Origin of the sequence: Streptacidiphilus jeojiense (assembly GCF_000719095.1) — a bacterium.
Classification (GTDB): domain Bacteria; phylum Actinomycetota; class Actinomycetes; order Streptomycetales; family Streptomycetaceae; genus Streptacidiphilus; species Streptacidiphilus jeojiensis.
Window position 1 is genome coordinate 230,115 of record NZ_JOEH01000009.1, and the last position, 14,438, is coordinate 244,552.

General features: G+C 70.7%; 15 protein-coding genes and 1 tRNA gene. 11 read left to right on the forward strand and 5 right to left on the reverse strand.

The window, feature by feature from the left end:
- Window positions 1-61: 61 nt before the first annotated feature.
- Genes IF29_RS0113530 through IF29_RS43485 form a run of 3 tightly spaced genes read right to left on the reverse strand, consistent with a single transcriptional unit; the run spans window position 62 to window position 2,780 of the window.
- On the reverse strand, window positions 62-736 hold the full coding sequence (locus tag IF29_RS0113530) for a response regulator (RefSeq protein ID WP_030253786.1): 675 nt from the start codon (window positions 734-736) through the stop codon (window positions 62-64).
- Entirely contained in the window at window positions 733-2,157 is a 1,425-nt protein-coding gene (locus IF29_RS41885) for a sensor histidine kinase (protein ID WP_051725270.1), read from the reverse strand. Before IF29_RS41885 ends, IF29_RS0113530 begins: the two co-directional genes overlap by 4 nt.
- A 29-nt stretch (window positions 2,158-2,186) precedes the next feature.
- On the reverse strand, window positions 2,187-2,780 hold the full coding sequence (locus IF29_RS43485) for a hypothetical protein (protein ID WP_051725271.1): 594 nt from the start codon (window positions 2,778-2,780) through the stop codon (window positions 2,187-2,189).
- A gap of 183 nt (window positions 2,781-2,963) precedes the next feature.
- On the opposite strand from IF29_RS43485, the gene IF29_RS0113545 reads away from it, so the two are divergent.
- The 5 genes from IF29_RS0113545 to IF29_RS0113565 all read left to right on the forward strand — a co-directional run bounded on the left by IF29_RS0113545 (window position 2,964) and on the right by IF29_RS0113565 (window position 7,579).
- Window positions 2,964-3,374: a VOC family protein gene (locus tag IF29_RS0113545; protein WP_030253791.1), complete on the forward strand. Its 411-nt coding sequence runs from the start codon at window positions 2,964-2,966 to the stop codon at window positions 3,372-3,374.
- A gap of 24 nt (window positions 3,375-3,398) precedes the next feature.
- On the forward strand, window positions 3,399-3,878 hold the full coding sequence (locus tag IF29_RS0113550; protein WP_030253792.1) for a helix-turn-helix transcriptional regulator: 480 nt from the start codon (window positions 3,399-3,401) through the stop codon (window positions 3,876-3,878).
- 58 nt (window positions 3,879-3,936) lie between these two features.
- Window positions 3,937-5,094 carry a N(5)-(carboxyethyl)ornithine synthase gene (locus IF29_RS0113555; protein WP_030253794.1) on the forward strand — a complete coding sequence of 386 codons (1,158 nt, stop codon included), beginning with the start codon at window positions 3,937-3,939 and terminating at the stop codon, window positions 5,092-5,094.
- Between the two features lie 156 nt (window positions 5,095-5,250).
- Window positions 5,251-6,267 (forward strand): phospholipase D-like domain-containing protein, encoded by a 1,017-nt coding sequence (locus tag IF29_RS43490; RefSeq protein ID WP_157623720.1) that lies wholly within the window; start codon window positions 5,251-5,253, stop codon window positions 6,265-6,267.
- Between the two features lie 10 nt (window positions 6,268-6,277).
- A complete protein-coding gene (locus IF29_RS0113565; protein WP_030253798.1) occupies window positions 6,278-7,579 on the forward strand; it encodes a KamA family radical SAM protein in 1,302 nt (433 codons plus the stop codon).
- Between the two features lie 79 nt (window positions 7,580-7,658).
- Here IF29_RS0113565 and IF29_RS0113570 read toward each other — a convergent pair whose 3' ends face one another.
- Window positions 7,659-8,948 (reverse strand): carbohydrate-binding protein, encoded by a 1,290-nt coding sequence (locus tag IF29_RS0113570; protein WP_030253802.1) that lies wholly within the window; start codon window positions 8,946-8,948, stop codon window positions 7,659-7,661.
- A 225-nt stretch (window positions 8,949-9,173) separates the two neighbouring features.
- Between IF29_RS0113570 and IF29_RS0113575 the strand changes: the two genes are divergently transcribed.
- Together IF29_RS0113575 and IF29_RS0113580 are read left to right on the forward strand one after the other, a co-directional pair.
- The gene (locus tag IF29_RS0113575) at window positions 9,174-9,434 is read left to right on the forward strand and encodes a ribbon-helix-helix domain-containing protein (protein WP_030253805.1); all 261 of its coding nucleotides are present in this window, start codon (window positions 9,174-9,176) and stop codon (window positions 9,432-9,434) included.
- Window positions 9,431-9,874, forward strand: a complete 444-nt coding sequence (locus IF29_RS0113580; protein WP_030253807.1) for a PIN domain-containing protein — start codon at window positions 9,431-9,433, stop codon at window positions 9,872-9,874. The genes IF29_RS0113575 and IF29_RS0113580 overlap by 4 nt, the downstream gene beginning before the upstream one ends.
- 99 nt (window positions 9,875-9,973) lie before the next feature.
- Here the strand turns inward: IF29_RS0113580 and IF29_RS0113585 are convergent.
- Window positions 9,974-10,058, reverse strand: a tRNA-Ser gene (locus IF29_RS0113585).
- Window positions 10,059-10,167: 109 nt separating this feature from the next.
- Here IF29_RS0113585 and IF29_RS0113590 point away from each other — a divergent pair.
- From IF29_RS0113590 to IF29_RS0113605, 4 genes are all read left to right on the forward strand, one after another.
- Window positions 10,168-12,360: a DNA polymerase III subunit gamma and tau gene (locus tag IF29_RS0113590; protein ID WP_037595234.1), complete on the forward strand. Its 2,193-nt coding sequence runs from the start codon at window positions 10,168-10,170 to the stop codon at window positions 12,358-12,360.
- 114 nt (window positions 12,361-12,474) lie between these two features.
- On the forward strand, window positions 12,475-12,816 hold the full coding sequence (locus tag IF29_RS0113595; protein ID WP_030253810.1) for a YbaB/EbfC family nucleoid-associated protein: 342 nt from the start codon (window positions 12,475-12,477) through the stop codon (window positions 12,814-12,816).
- A 209-nt stretch (window positions 12,817-13,025) separates the two neighbouring features.
- Window positions 13,026-13,625 carry a recombination mediator RecR gene (gene recR, locus IF29_RS0113600; protein WP_030253812.1) on the forward strand — a complete coding sequence of 200 codons (600 nt, stop codon included), beginning with the start codon at window positions 13,026-13,028 and terminating at the stop codon, window positions 13,623-13,625.
- Window positions 13,618-14,280 (forward strand): DUF5063 domain-containing protein, encoded by a 663-nt coding sequence (locus tag IF29_RS0113605; protein WP_030253813.1) that lies wholly within the window; start codon window positions 13,618-13,620, stop codon window positions 14,278-14,280. The genes recR and IF29_RS0113605 overlap by 8 nt, the downstream gene beginning before the upstream one ends.
- Window positions 14,281-14,438 lie beyond the last annotated feature (158 nt).

Consider the following 14,438-nt stretch of genomic DNA (forward strand, 5'->3'; position numbering starts at 1 on the left):
GGATCAGTCCGTGCGGTGGTTGAGCCGGCGGGCGGAGTCGGAACCACCCGGCCCGGGCCCGTCAGGACTGGCCGGGGGTGACCAGTCCGCTCTCGTAGGCGAAGACCACGGCCTGGGCCCGGTCGCGCAGTGACAGTTTGTCAAGGATCCGGCTGACATGCGTCTTGACGGTCTGTTCGGCCAGGAACAGGTCCCCGGCGATCTCGCTGTTCGACCGGCCGCGGGCGACCAGGCCGAGCACCTCGGTCTCACGCGGGGTCAGCCCGTTCAGGCGGGTCGCGTCCCGGAGCGCGGGCGGGCGGCTGCGGACGAAGCCCTCGATCAACCGGCGGGTGACCGAGGGCGCGAGCAGGGCGTCGCCGGCCGCCACGATCCGGACCGCGGCGATCAGGTCGGCGGGCGGGGCGTCCTTGAGCAGGAAGCCGCTGGCCCCGGCGGCCAGGGCGGCGTACACGTAGTCGTCGATGTCGAAGGTGGTCAGCATCAGCACCCGGGGCCGGTGTTCGACACCGCGTGGCGGGTCCATCAACTGCCGGGTGGCCTCCAGGCCGTCCATGACCGGCATCCGAACGTCCATCAGCACGAGGTCGGGGCGCAGGCGGTGGGAGAGCTCCAGGCACTCCCGGCCGTCGGCCGCCTCGCCCACCACCTCGATGTCGGGCTGGGCGGCCAGCAGCGCGCCGAAGCCGGCACGGATCATGGCCTGGTCGTCGACGACCAGCACGCTGACGGTCATGGTGCTCCTGACTCTCGCAGTCCGCCTTCTTGCAGTCCGTTCTGTCGCAGTCCACGCAGCGGAAGGACGGCGCTCAGCCGGAAGCCGCCGCCGGGGAGCGGCCGGGCGTCCAGCTCACCGTCGAGCATGGCGACGCGCTCCCGCATCCCGACCAGGCCGTGGCCGCCGCCATACCCGCCGCCCTGCCCGCCGGCCCGTGGCTCCAATGGGGGCGCCGCACCGGTGGCACCGGAGTCGACCACCTCGATCCGCACCGCGCCGTCGCCCCCGTCCATGGTGACCCGATCCGTGGTGACCCGGTCGACGGTGACCCTGGCGTCGGCCCCGGGCGCGTGCCGCACCACATTGCTCAGCGCCTCCTGGACGATCCGGTAGACGGAAAGCCGTACCAGGGCCGGTAGTTCGGCGTCGTCCGGCAGCCCCTCGGCCAGCACCAGGCGGGCGTCGACACCGGCCTGGCGGGTGGCCCGGACCAGGGCGGGGAGGTCGGACAGGCCCGGCTGCGGGGCGTTCTCCCCGTCCGGCGCGTCCTCGCTGCGCAGTACGTGCAGCAGCCGTCGCATCTCGGTCAGCGACCGTCGCGCCTCGGCGGCGATGGACGCGAACTCCTCGGCGGCGGCCGCGGGTACGTCCGGGATTCGGTACGGCGCACTGTCGGCCTGGACCGTGATCAGCGACATGTGGTGCGCGACCACATCGTGCAGTTCGCGGGCGATCCGGGCCCGCTCGGCCAGCAAGGTGGCCCGAGCCTGCTCGGCCTCGCCGAGCTGCTCGGCGGCGGCCAGCCGGGTCCGGGCCTCGCTCCGTCCGCGCAGGGCGTCGGCGGTGAGCGCGCCGACGGCGAGCAGCACGCCCATGGGGAGCAGCCCCAGCCAGCCGTGTCCGGTCGGCACCAGCGCGAAGAGCACGGCGCCGACCGCGGTCACCTCCAGCCACATGGCGACCGTGGCGCGGCGCGAGGTCCGCAGGCCGACCGCGATGAACACCGGGGCCAGCGACAGCAGCGAGGTCACCGCCCACGGCCACGGCTCGGCGGCCGAGTGCGGGCGGGTCAGTGCGGCGGTCGCGGTCACCGCCGCCAGCTCGGTCCACCAGGCGGTGCGCGGGCGGCCGAGCGCCACGGCGAGCGGGGCGGCCCGGGCCAGGCTCAGTGCCAGCGACGGGGCGTACTTGAAGTCGTAGTGCTGGACGAGATCGAGGGTTCCGCTGAACAGGACCAGAACGGCCAGCGCCCACAGTGTCCGCGGGCCCCATCTGCCCGGGCCCCATCTGCCTGGACCCCGCCTGCCCGGACCCAGGCTGCCCGGACCCGGGCCGCCGCTCGGCGCGGCTACCGCCGGCCGGCCCAGGTCGTCCCAGACCGCCCGCCGGACGAGCCCCGGCAGATCCCCGAGCCGCCCCCGCACGGTGTCGATCATCATCGTCCGCCACGATACCTCCGGACCGGGTCTCACAGCTGGTGGATCCAGGCGGTCATCAGGGCCACCCCGCCGACGCAGGCCAGCACCGTCAGCAGGACCGGTCCGAACCCGACTCTGCGCCCCCACAGCCGGCCCGCCAGCCGCGCGTGCAGCCGGTTCAGCAGCCACAGCACCAGCACCCCGCCGGCCGCACAGGGCAGCCCGATGCCGAAGTGGGCCAGCCAGGCGCCGCCGGCGGTCGGACCGCCCCACGAGTGGTCGTAGGGGCCGTGGTCCACCAGGCCGTAGCAGACGCCGCGTAGTACGAAGAGGATCTCGACCCCGACCGGGATCAGCGCCAGCAGCCCCAGCGGCACGGCCAGCACCGCGTGCGCGAGCAGCCGCACCGGGCCGGGGCGCGGGCCTGACCCCTCCGTCAGTTCCGGCTGCTGCTCGGCGACCCGCGCCCACCAGGTCCGTGCCCGGTCCGCCCGTCCGACCGCGACCGCGGCGACCGTCCCGACGGCGATCGGCAGCAGCGCGGCGGCGTACCCGACCCGCCGCCCGAAGCGGCGTACGGACCGCCCAGGGGTGGCCTGCGACGGGGAAGTCCTGCGGCTGTGCCGTGCGGTGATGACTGCCATGGTCTGCTCCTCCACGCTCCGATCGGCCCCTTGCCGACGACCGGAAAGGTAGGAGCAGGACACCCTCGTCCACCTCACACCACGGTCCTGTTCCGACCCCCTACTCCGGTAGGGGGTACGCGGCGGCCGGACCGGTCAGGAATCGAGAAGTGCCGCGCGTCGGCCGCGGCTAACGTGACAGCCATGGACATCACCATTCACACCAGCTTCCTTCCCCACGACGACCCGGACGCGTCCGTGGCCTTCTACCGCGACACCCTCGGCTTCGAGGTCCGCAGCGACGTCGGCCAGGGCAAGATGCGCTGGATCACGGTCGGCCCCGTCGACCAGCCCAGCACGTCCATCCTGCTGGCGCCGGTCGGCGCCGACCCCGGGGTCACCGAGGACGAGCGGCGCACCATCCACGAGATGATGGCCAAGGGCACCTACGGCTGGATCCTGCTGGCCACCCGGGACCTCGACGGCACCTTCGAGAAGGTGCAGGCCGGCGACGCCGAGGTGGTCCAGGAACCGACCGAGCAGCCGTACGGCATCCGCGACTGCGCCTTCCGCGACCCGGCGGGCAACCTGGTCCGCATCCAGGAACTCCGCTGACCCGATACCGGAAGGAGCTCTCTCATGTGCCGTCCCGGATGGGCGCGCGCACGCACGGCGGCGCAGCACCTGGAGGACCTGGCGCGGCTGCGCCGGGTCCGTGACCGGATCGACCGGGAGTACGCGCAGCCGCTGGACGTCGAGGCGCTGGCCCGCGGCGCGTTCATGTCGGCGGGGCACCTCAGTCGTCAGTTCCGGTCGGCCTACGGGGAGTCGCCGTACAGCTATCTGATGACGCGTCGGATCGAGCGGGCGATGGCGCTGCTGCGCCGCGGCGACCTCAGTGTCACCGACGTCTGCTTCGCGGTGGGCTGCTCGTCGCTGGGTACCTTCAGCACCCGCTTCACCGAACTGGTCGGCATGCCCCCCAGCAGCTACCAGCGCCGGGCGGCGGACGCCACGGCCGGAATCCCGTCCTGCGTCGCGAAGCAGGTGACCAGACCGGTCCGGCACCGGGAGCCCCAGCCCACCGCCGCGGTCGCCGCAGAACTGCAACCAGCCTGATCGCGGAGCGTGCGATTAGGTACGGCGTGTTACACAGGAGGTAATCAAAGGGGCAGTTTTGCACCGACTCAATCTCGGAATCATGGCGCAGTCACGCAAGGAGAACGAGCACCGACTGCCGATCCACCCCGCGCATTTCGAGCGGATCGACGTCGATCTCCGGGCACATATCCACCTTGAGCAGGGATACGGCGAGTACTTCGGGGTCTCCGACGAGCAGCTGGCACCCCTCGTCGCCGGTTTTCTGCCACGGGCGCAGCTCATCGAGCGGTGCGAAGTCATTCTGTTGGCCAAACCGATGCTGGAGGACGTCGCCGAACTGCGGGACGGGCAAGTCCTGTGGGGCTGGCCGCACTGCGTCCAGGACGAGAAGGTCACCCAGACGGCCATCGACCGCCGGTTGACGCTCATCGCCTTCGAGGCGATGAACCACTGGACCACGGACGGTTCGTTCAACCTGCATGTCTTCCACAAGAACAACGAGCTGGCCGGGTACTCCTCGGTGCTGCACGCCCTGCAGCTGCGGGGCTCGACCGGCGACTACGGCCGTCGGCTGCGCGCGGTCGTGATCGGCTTCGGCGCGACGGCCCGGGGGGCCGTGACGGCGCTGAACTCGCTGGGTGTGCACGACGTGGACGTGCTCACCGCGCGCGGTGTCACCGCGGTCAGCTCACCGATCCACTCCGCGCGCATCGTCCAGTTCGACCATGACGTGGCGGACGACACCGCCGACCCGCGCCGCAGCCACGCCCTCACCGAGGACGGCCGGGTACCGCTGGCGGACTTCCTCGCCGGGCACGACATCATCGTCAACTGCGTCCTGCAGGACACCGGCGCGCCGCTGACGTTCCTGATCGACGAGGATCTGGCGATGCTGGCGCCGGGAACCCTGATCATCGACGTCTCCTGCGACGAGGGCATGGGTTTCAGCTGGGCCCGGCCGACCACCTTCACCGATCCGATGTTCACCGTCGGTGACCAGGTGCACTACTACGGTGTCGACCACAGCCCCTCCTACCTGTGGAATGCCGCCACCTGGGAGAACAGCGAAGCGCTGATCCCCTACCTGCGCGCGGTCCTCGACGGCCCCAGCAGCTGGGAGGCGGACGAGACCATCCGTCGTGCCATCGAGATCCAGGAAGGCACCATCCGGAACCGAGCGGTGCTGGCCTTCCAGCACCGCTCCCCGGACTACCCCCACGCCAGGGCGTCGTAGCCGCCTCCGGTGGGGTGGTGCCCGGCCACGACGGCGGTCGGACGCCACGTCACCGGGGCTGGAAACCGTCGCATGACGCCTCGTCGGCGCGGGTAGGAAGCCTCGCACGGGTGTGCGCAAGGATGGCGGGGACGTCGGGGACGTCGGGGGTGAAGAGTGTCCAGGCACGGGGGTCCGCACCGCAGGATGCTGCTGCTCTGCGCCGCCCTCGCGGTGTGCGGCCTGGTCGCGGTCTGGTCCGCCCGGAGCGTCCCCGACTTCCGGGCCAACCTGCTGCTCAACCTGGCACCGGAGTTCCTGGGCGCGATCGTGACCGTGCTCATCATCCAGCCCTTCCTGACCCGGATCGAGGAGGAACGGGTACGCGAGCACATCCGGCTCGACTACCCGGCCTTCTGCGAGCAGGTCGCCTCGGCCACTGACGTCGTCTTCGTGCTGGACACCTTCTCCTACCTCTTCTCCGGCCGCACCGCGGACCGCTTCGTCCGGGCGGCGACGGCCGCGGTCGGCCGGGGAGCGGTGGTGCGGGTCCTGCTGCTGGACCCCGAGTCGCTCGCCGCCCGGCAGCGCTCCGCCGAGATCCGGGAGGACGTGCGCCGCGAGATCATGCGCAACCTGCGCGACCTGCACCGGCTCCAGGCCGGCCTGCCCGCCGGACGCCGGGACCAGTTCCAGGTGCGGCTCTACGCAGCGGCCCCCTCGATCCAGCTCTACCGCTGGGGCGAGCGGATGATGGTCAGCTTCTACCCGGTCGACCGACTCTCCGGGGAGGGGCAGCAGTTGGAGGTGCGCGTCTCCACCCCGCTCGGCTCGTTCGTCGCCGAGCGCTTCGCCGACCTGTGGGCCAACGCCCGCCCGATGGCCGAGGTGATGACGCAGCGTCTGGTGCTGCTGCACGACGAGGGCGGGCGCAGCGCGCTGCAACTGGAGTACGTCCGGCGCCAGGACGGCCACGTCTACATCAGCGACCAACGGGTCGTGGTCGAACTCGCCCGGCGCCGACCCCGACCGCCCCGGGCCCAGATCGACGGAAGGGACGACGAGGTCTACGAGTTGGAGCTGGTGGACGACGCGGACGAGTCGCTGCTGGCGTCGCTGGGCGCGGACTTCGAGGAGAAGTACGGAACGCCGGTCGACGACGTCTTCGTGAGGCTGCGGCCAGTGGGGCTATAGCGTTGCCACTGTGCCGACCTCGCGCGACCGTACCGGACCGACCTTCAAAGCGGTCACCATGCCGCAACTGGCCGGGCTGCTCGCCCGCGCCGGGCTCGATCCCGCGGATCAGCTGAGAGCACGTGCGGTCGCCACCGTGCTGCCCTTCCGCACCAACTCCTATGTGGTGGACGAGCTGATCGACTGGGACGCGGCCCCGGACGACCCGATCTACCGGCTGGTCTTCCCGCAGCCGGACATGCTCCCGGCCGCGGACGTCAACCGTATCGCCCGCCTGCTGAGCGCGGGCGCCGCGCCCGGCGAACTGCAGGCCGCCGCGCACGCGGTCAGGATGCGGCTGAACCCGCACCCGGGCGAGCAGCTGTCGCTGAACACCCCGCGGTTGAACGGCGAGCCGGTCCACGGGATGCAGCACAAGTACCCCGAGACGGTGCTGTTCTTCCCGCAGCAGGGCCAGACCTGCCACGCCTACTGCACCTACTGCTTCCGCTGGCCGCAGTTCGTGGGCGAGCCCGACCTGCGCATGGCCAGCAGCGACGCGGACACCCTGCGCGTCTACCTGCTGGCCCATCCGGAGGTCACCAGCGTCCTGATCACCGGTGGCGACCCGCTGATCATGAGCAGCGCGGTGCTGGCCCGCTATGTCGAGCCGCTGCTGGACGTGCCGCACCTGGAGTCGATCCGGATCGGCACCAAGGCACTCTCCTACTGGCCGCACCGTGTGCTCACCGACCCGGACGCCGACGACCTGCTGCGGCTGTTCGAGCGGGTCGGGAGCAGCGGGCGCACGCTCGCCTTCATGGCCCACTACTCGCATCCGCGGGAGCTGGAACCGGAGTCGGCCCGGCGGGCGGTGGACCGGATCCGCGGGACGGGGGCGGTGATCCGCGCCCAGGCGCCGCTGATCCGGGGGATCAACGACCGGGCCGAGGACTGGGCGGTGCTGTGGCGGCGCCTGGTCGCCCAGGGCGCGGTGCCCTACTACCTCTTCGTCGAGCGCGACACCGGCCCGCAGGACTACTTCGCGGTCCCGCTGGCCCGCGCCCACGAGATCTTCCGGGACGCGTACGCCCAGGTCTCCGGCCTCGCCCGGACGGTACGCGGGCCGATCATGTCGGCCACCCCTGGCAAGGTCCAGGTCGACGGCGTCGCCGAGGTCGGCGGCCAGCAGGCCTTCGTCCTGCACTACGTCCAGGCCCGCGACCCCGACCTGGTCGGCCGCCCCTTCTTCGCGGCCTACGACCCGTCGGCCCGCTGGCTGACCGAACTCAAGCCACTCCCGGGGGCGGGGCCGCTGCCGGGAGTGGACTAGGTCCAGCGGTTCAGCGGTTCAGCGACAGCGCAGCGGGCCGCGCACGGTGCCTCGTGCGCGGCCCGCCCTGGGTTCCCGGTCAGTACCCGAGGGCGCTCAGGAACGCCTTGGTGTATCCCAGCGGCGACGTGCTGGGGACGGAGTCGCAGGTGGGGGACGCGTACGTGTAGGAGCAGGGCGTGTCCCGGTCCAGCGACCAGAAGTGCAGCCCGGCCAGGCCGTTGCTGCTTGCGTACGACGACAGCGTGCTCACGTCCGCGGTGGTGAAGGTCTCACTGGTGGCGTCGTTCATGCCGATCATCGGCGTGACGGCGATCTTGCTCGCCGCGATTCCGTAGGTGTGTTCCAGGTTCTTCACCGCCTGGATCGCCGACTGCGCCATCTCGCAGCTGCCGGAGGTGACGACGCACACGCTGCTGGACGCGCTGCCGTAGTCCATGGTCATCAGGTTGATGACGTAGTTCGTCAGGCTGGAGCCCTTCACCGCCTGGACGACCTCGCTGCCGAGCGAGTTCACCCCGCCGTAGCTGCCGTCGGATGCGCCCAGCGTGGCGAGCGTGAAGGAGAACTGCAGCTTCGGGTACTGCGCCTGCGCCCCCGCCGCGGCGGCGACCAGGTTCTGGATGTCCGACTGGCTCTGGCCGCCCTCGATGTCGAAGTCGATGCCGACCAGGTTCGTGCTCGCGTAGCGGGCGATGAAGGATTCCATGCCGGCCGTCGAGGCACAGGTGAAGGTCCCCGCCGCACCGCCGGTCGAGACGACGTAGTTCAGGTTGGCGGTGTGGAGTTGGGCCACGTTCTCCGTGGCGAAGTTGGCACCCGAGACACCTCCCCAGGTCTCGCTGCCGCAGGCGCCGGTGGCGAACGCGAGCGTGAGCGCGGGCAGCTTCGGGACGTACTGCGACACCAGGCTCCCGGAACCCACTACCGGCAGCACGGAGCCGGACGCGGCCGACTGCATCTGGTAGGTGTTCCAGTTCATGTTGATGGTGACGTCCTTGTACGGGCTGAAGAGCAGACCGCTCACCGAGCCCGTTCCGGTCCCGGTCCCCCCGCCCCCTCCGCCGCCCCCGGTCGATCCGCCGGTACACGCGCCGTTGGACGTCCACGGCTGCCCGGAACCGGTACCGCCGTTGTTGGTGGCCGGATCGTTGCCCTGGGTCCAGTAGTTGGCGGTGTACTCGACCCCGTTCTCGCTGGCCTGCTGGCCGGCGGTGTAGACGGTGGAGGAGCTCCACGCCGTCGCGCAGGTGACCGCCGCCTGCGCGGCGGGCGCCGAGACCACCGCGATGACCGATCCACCGATCGCCAGCCCGAAGGCCGAACCGGCTATGAGTGCTGAGTGAAGAATCCGTCTTCCGACCCGCATGAACCCTCCAAGGGGGAGAGGAGCTTGGCGATCGCACATCGCACCTTGTCAGTGGACCGACAAGGTGACTCACTTTGTACGGCCGGTGAACGGATTGGTCAAGACCACTCACCCAGATTGGTACAGACCAGAGTGAGAAGCTGCTCCGAACCCGGCCGAACTCGCAGGCCCTCACGCGTGATCTGAGCCCATGTACCAATCTGGTACATGGGCTAGGCTTGGTACATGTCCATGAAGCGCACGAATGTCTATGCCGACCCCGAGGATCTCGCCATCATCAAGGAGGCGGCCCGGCGTCGGGGGATAAGCGAGGCCGAGATCATTCGCCAGGGCATTCATCTGGCAGCCATGGCGAACCGGGTCTGGGACGAGCCGCTGTTCTCACGCACCTTTGAAGGCTCCGGTCGCACTCCGACCAAGGAGGATGTGCGCAGCGCTGTGGCTGATGCCGTTCGACGTGAGCCGGACCCCGGGACCGCCACGTGATCATTGTCGTCGCCGACACCTCCGGCCTGCTGGCCGCGCTCGACTCCACCCACCCCGAGCACGGTTCGGCCAATGAAGCGATCATGGCTGCCGGGCTCCTCGTCATGTCTCCACTCCTGCTCGCTGAGCTCGATCACGTGGCCACCCGTGAGCTCGGCCGCGAAGCGGCGATCAGCGCTGTCGACGACATTCGACGCTGGATGGGGAGAGGCCGCGTCGTCGTCCCTGAGATCACCGAGGACCATCTCGGCGCCGCCCAGTCCATGCGGGCGCGTCACGCCGCGCTCAACCTCGACCTCGCCGACGCCGTGAACGTCGCCCTGGCATCCGACTACGACACCGATGCCGTCCTCACTCTCGACCGCCGTGACTTCCGCGCCCTGCGCCCTCTCAGCCACCACAAGGCGTTCCGGCTCCTGCCCGACGACCTTCCGCTCTGATGCACGGTCCGAGCAGGTCCAATGCGGGCCGGCGAGAAGGAAATTGAGACGAAAACGCAGATGGCCCGCACCGACGAACGGTGCGGGCCATCTGACCTGCGGAGGATACGAGATTCGAACTCGTGAGGGGTTGCCCCCAACACGCTTTCCAAGCGTGCGCCCTAGGCCACTAGGCGAATCCTCCGTGGGAGAGCTTACTAGATGTTTGGGGGTGCTCGTGCACACGTTTCGCTGGGCTGACCTGGGGATCGGTCGTGGGGCGTATGTCAGTGGGGACCGTTATGGTCAGTGACGTGTCGCTCGCTCTCTATCGCCGCTATCGCCCCGAGACCTTCGCCGAGGTCATCGGTCAGGAGCACGTCACCGGTCCGCTCCAGCAGGCGCTGCGCAACAACCGGGTCAATCACGCGTACCTGTTCAGCGGTCCCCGCGGCTGCGGCAAGACGACCAGTGCGCGCATTCTCGCGCGCTGTCTGAACTGCGAGCAGGGGCCGACGCCCACCCCCTGCGGGGTGTGCCAGTCCTGTACCGACCTGGCCCGCGGCGGGCCCGGGTCGATCGACGTCATCGAGATCGACGCCGCCTCGCACGGTGGTGTCGACGACACCCGTGACCTGCGGGAGAAGGCGTTCTTCGCGCCTGCCTCCAGCCGCTACAAGATCTACATCATCGACGAGGCCCACATGGTCTCGACGGCCGGCTTCAACGCGCTGCTGAAGGTGGTGGAGGAGCCGCCGGAGCACCTCAAGTTCATCTTCGCCACCACCGAGCCCGAGAAGGTCATCGGGACGATCCGCTCGCGGACCCACCACTACCCCTTTCGGCTGGTTCCGCCGGGGACCCTGCGCGACTACCTGGCCGAGGTCTGCGGCCGGGAGGAAATCCGGGTCGAGGACACCGTGTACCCGCTGGTGGTCCGCGCCGGCGCCGGCTCGGTGCGCGACTCGATGTCGGTGATGGACCAACTGCTGGCCGGCGCCGCCGACCAGGGTGTGACCTACGCCATGGCGACCTCGCTGCTCGGCTACACCGACGCCGGGCTGCTGGACGAGGTGGTGGACGCCTTCGCCGCGCAGGACGGCGCGACGGTGTTCGGCATCGTGGACCGGGTCATCGAGGGCGGCCACGACCCGCGCCGCTTCGTTGCCGACCTGCTGGAGCGGCTGCGTGACCTGGTGATCCTCTCCGCCGTGCCGGACGCGGGGGAGAAGGGCATCATCGACGCGCCCGCCGACCGGATCGCGCTGATGGAGCAGCAGGCCGCGAAGTTCGGCCCCGCCGAGCTCAGCCGTGCCGCCGACATCGTGAACACCGGACTGACCGAGATGCGGGGGGCGACCTCGCCCCGGCTGCAGCTCGAACTGATCTGCGCCCGGGTGATGCTGCCCGGTGCCTACGACGACGAGCGGTCCACCCAGGCCCGGTTGGACCGGCTGGAGCGGCGTGGGGCCTTCGCGGGCGGGCACGAGGTGACGGCTCCGCCGGTGACGATCGCGTCCGCCCCGGCGCCGGTGCTGGAGGCGGCACCGGTGCGGCATCAGCCGCTGCAGCAGCAGGCAGCTGCTGCGCCGGCGCAGGCCGCAGCACCTGCACCGTCGGCTCCCGCTTCGGCTCCCGCGCCTGCTCAGCAGCCCGCAGCGGCGCCGGCACCTGGGGGCGCCGCGCCGCGCGGGGCCTGGCCGGTGCCGCGCAGCTTCCCCGCGGCAGGGGGCGCGCCCGCGGCGGACTCCGCTCCGCCAACGGCACCGGCGCCCGCGCCCGCCGCGCAGCCCGCGCCCCCACAGCAGGCCGCTCCGCAGCAGCAGCCCGCCCCTCCGCAGGCCCAGGTCCAGGCCCCGCAGCCGCAGGCCCAGCAGGGCGGCGCCGGTCAGATCAGGCAGATGTGGCCGCAGATCCTGGACGCGGTGAAGGGTCGCCGCCGGGTCACCTGGATGCTGGTCCAGCAGGCCCAGGTGGCCGGCTTCGACGGCAGTACGCTCCAGCTCTCGTTCGAGCACGCCGGCACCCGGGACGGATTCGTCAACGGCGGCCATGACGAGATCCTGCGGCAGGCGCTCCAGGACTCCTTCGGGATGTCCTGGCGGATCGACTGCATCATCGATCCGTCGGTGGGGCGCGGTCCGGCGCCGGGTTCGGGCCCCGGGCAGGCGGCACCACAGCCGATGCAGCAGGGCGCGCCGCAGCAGCCGCAGCAGCAGTACCAGGCGCCGCCGACCCAGCAGTTCGCGCCGCCGCCGACGCAGATGACGCAGTCCGCACCTCCCGTCCCGCAGCCCTCGGCGCCTGCGCAAGCGCCTGCGCAACCGTCGTCTTCGCCGCAGCCCTCGGCACCCGCGCCGGACCCGCACCCGCACCCGCTCTCGCCGGACGACGAGACGATCCCCGAGGAGGAGGCCGGCTACGGCCAGGGCATGGTCTCGGGCCCGGAGCTGATCATGAAGGAGCTGGGTGCGACCGTCATCCAGGAGATCGAGCACGATCGGTGAACCCGCCGGGAGTCGAACACGTAGGCTCAGCGGGGGAGCGGCCCGCTGGATCGAGTGGGCCGACCCGGCAGTGATCAAGCAGTGACCCGGCAGCACCTCAGACAGGAGCGAACCATGTTCCCCGGTGGCGGACAGCCCGACATGCAGGCCCTGCTCCAGCAGGCCCAGCAGATGCAGCAGCAGCTTGCCCGGACCCAGGCCGAGCTGGCCGAGACGACGGTGCAGGGCACCGCGGGCGGCGGCCTGGTGCAGGCCACCGTCAGCGGCACCGGTGAGCTGAAGGCCCTGGTCATCGACCCCAAGGCGGTGGATCCGGACGACACCGAGACCCTCGCCGACCTGATCCTCGCGGCCGTGCGGGACGGCAACGCCGCCGCGCAGAAGCTCGCGGCCGAGCGGCTCGGCCCGCTGGCACAGGGCCTCGGCGGCGGCGGGATCCCCGGTCTGCCGTTCTGAGGTCCGCCGCACCGGGGAAAGCACCGAGAAGCACTGGGAAGCATCGGGAAGCACCGGGAACCAACCCCGGCGGGCGCCCCAGGACCTCCGTACGCCCCCGGCGTGAATAACGTCGGGTGTGTCGTGAGGCTGTGGAGCAGACCCCGGCCAGAGGATGATGGCACCCGTAACGGGAACGGCCATGACACCGAAAGGACAGGAGCGGAAGCGTGTACGAAGGCGTGGTCCAGGACCTCATCGACGAGTTGGGCAGGCTGCCCGGCGTCGGTCCCAAGAGCGCGCAGCGGATCGCCTTCCACATCCTGCAGTCCGATCCGGTGGACGTGCGCCGCCTCGCGCACGCGCTCAACGAGGTCAAGGAGAAGGTCCGCTTCTGCGTGGTCTGCGGCAACGTCTCCGAGTCGGAGCGCTGCCGGGTCTGCCTGGACCCGCGCCGGGACCCCGCGGTGATCTGCGTCGTCGAGGAGCCCAAGGACGTGGTCGCGGTGGAGCGCACCCGCGAGTTCCGCGGCCGGTACCACGTGCTCGGCGGGGCGATCAGTCCGATCGAGGGCGTCGGCCCCGACGACCTGCGGATCAGGGAGTTGATGACCCGTCTCGCCGACGGTGTGGTCACCGAGCTGATCCTGGCCACCGACCCCAACCTCGAGGGGGAGGCGACCGCGACCTACCTGGCCCGGCTGCTCAAGCCGATGGGCCTGCGAGTGACCCGCCTGGCCAGTGGCCTGCCGGTCGGGGGAGACCTGGAGTACGCCGACGAGGTCACCCTCGGACGGGCCTTTGAAGGGAGACGACTTCTCGATGTCTGACACCACCACCGCCACGGCGGCCCAACGATCCGAGGAACCCGACGACTTCGCGGTGCAGATCGCGGACTCGATCAACAGCTTCGTGCTGTCCGTGCACGAGATCGCCAAGGGCGACGAGCCGGGCAGCGCCATCTCCCTGCTGCTGCTGGAGGTCTCGCAGCTGCTGCTCGCGGGCGGCCGCCTGGGTGCGATCGAGGACGTCCTGCCCGAGGACCGCTACGAGCCCGACACGGGGCCGGACGCGGACGAGGACGAGCTGCGCCAGAAGCTGGCCGCGCTGCTCGCCCCGATCGACGTCTACCACGAGGTCTTCGACCCCTACGGTCCTGCGGACAAGCCGGTTCCGTGCCGGATCTCCGACGACATCGCCGGTGTGGTCACCGACCTCCAGCACGGGCTGGTGCACTACCGGGCCGGCCGGGTCTCCGAGGCGCTCTGGTGGTGGCAGTTCTCCTACCTGGCCAACTGGGGCTCCAACACCACCGCCGTGCTGCGGGCCCTGCAGTCCCTGGTCGCCCACGTCCGCCTGGACAGCCCGATCGGCGCTCCGGTCGACGGCGCCGACACGGACGACGACGGCCTGACGGACGAGCAGCTGGAACAGCAGGCGGGCGAGCTGATGGCCGCCGAGCTGGGCGTCAAGGATCTCTCGTAGTCGCGGCTGCAGTCGTCGCCGGATCTGCGGTGCCCGTGGTCCCGGGCCGCAGAAACCGTGGTGATCTCGGCAGGTGAGCATCAAATCCCACCATTTGGAATACCTGGGGGGCTTTCCTACTGCTCGTTAGACTGAGCTGACCGCGCAGTAGCAGACGT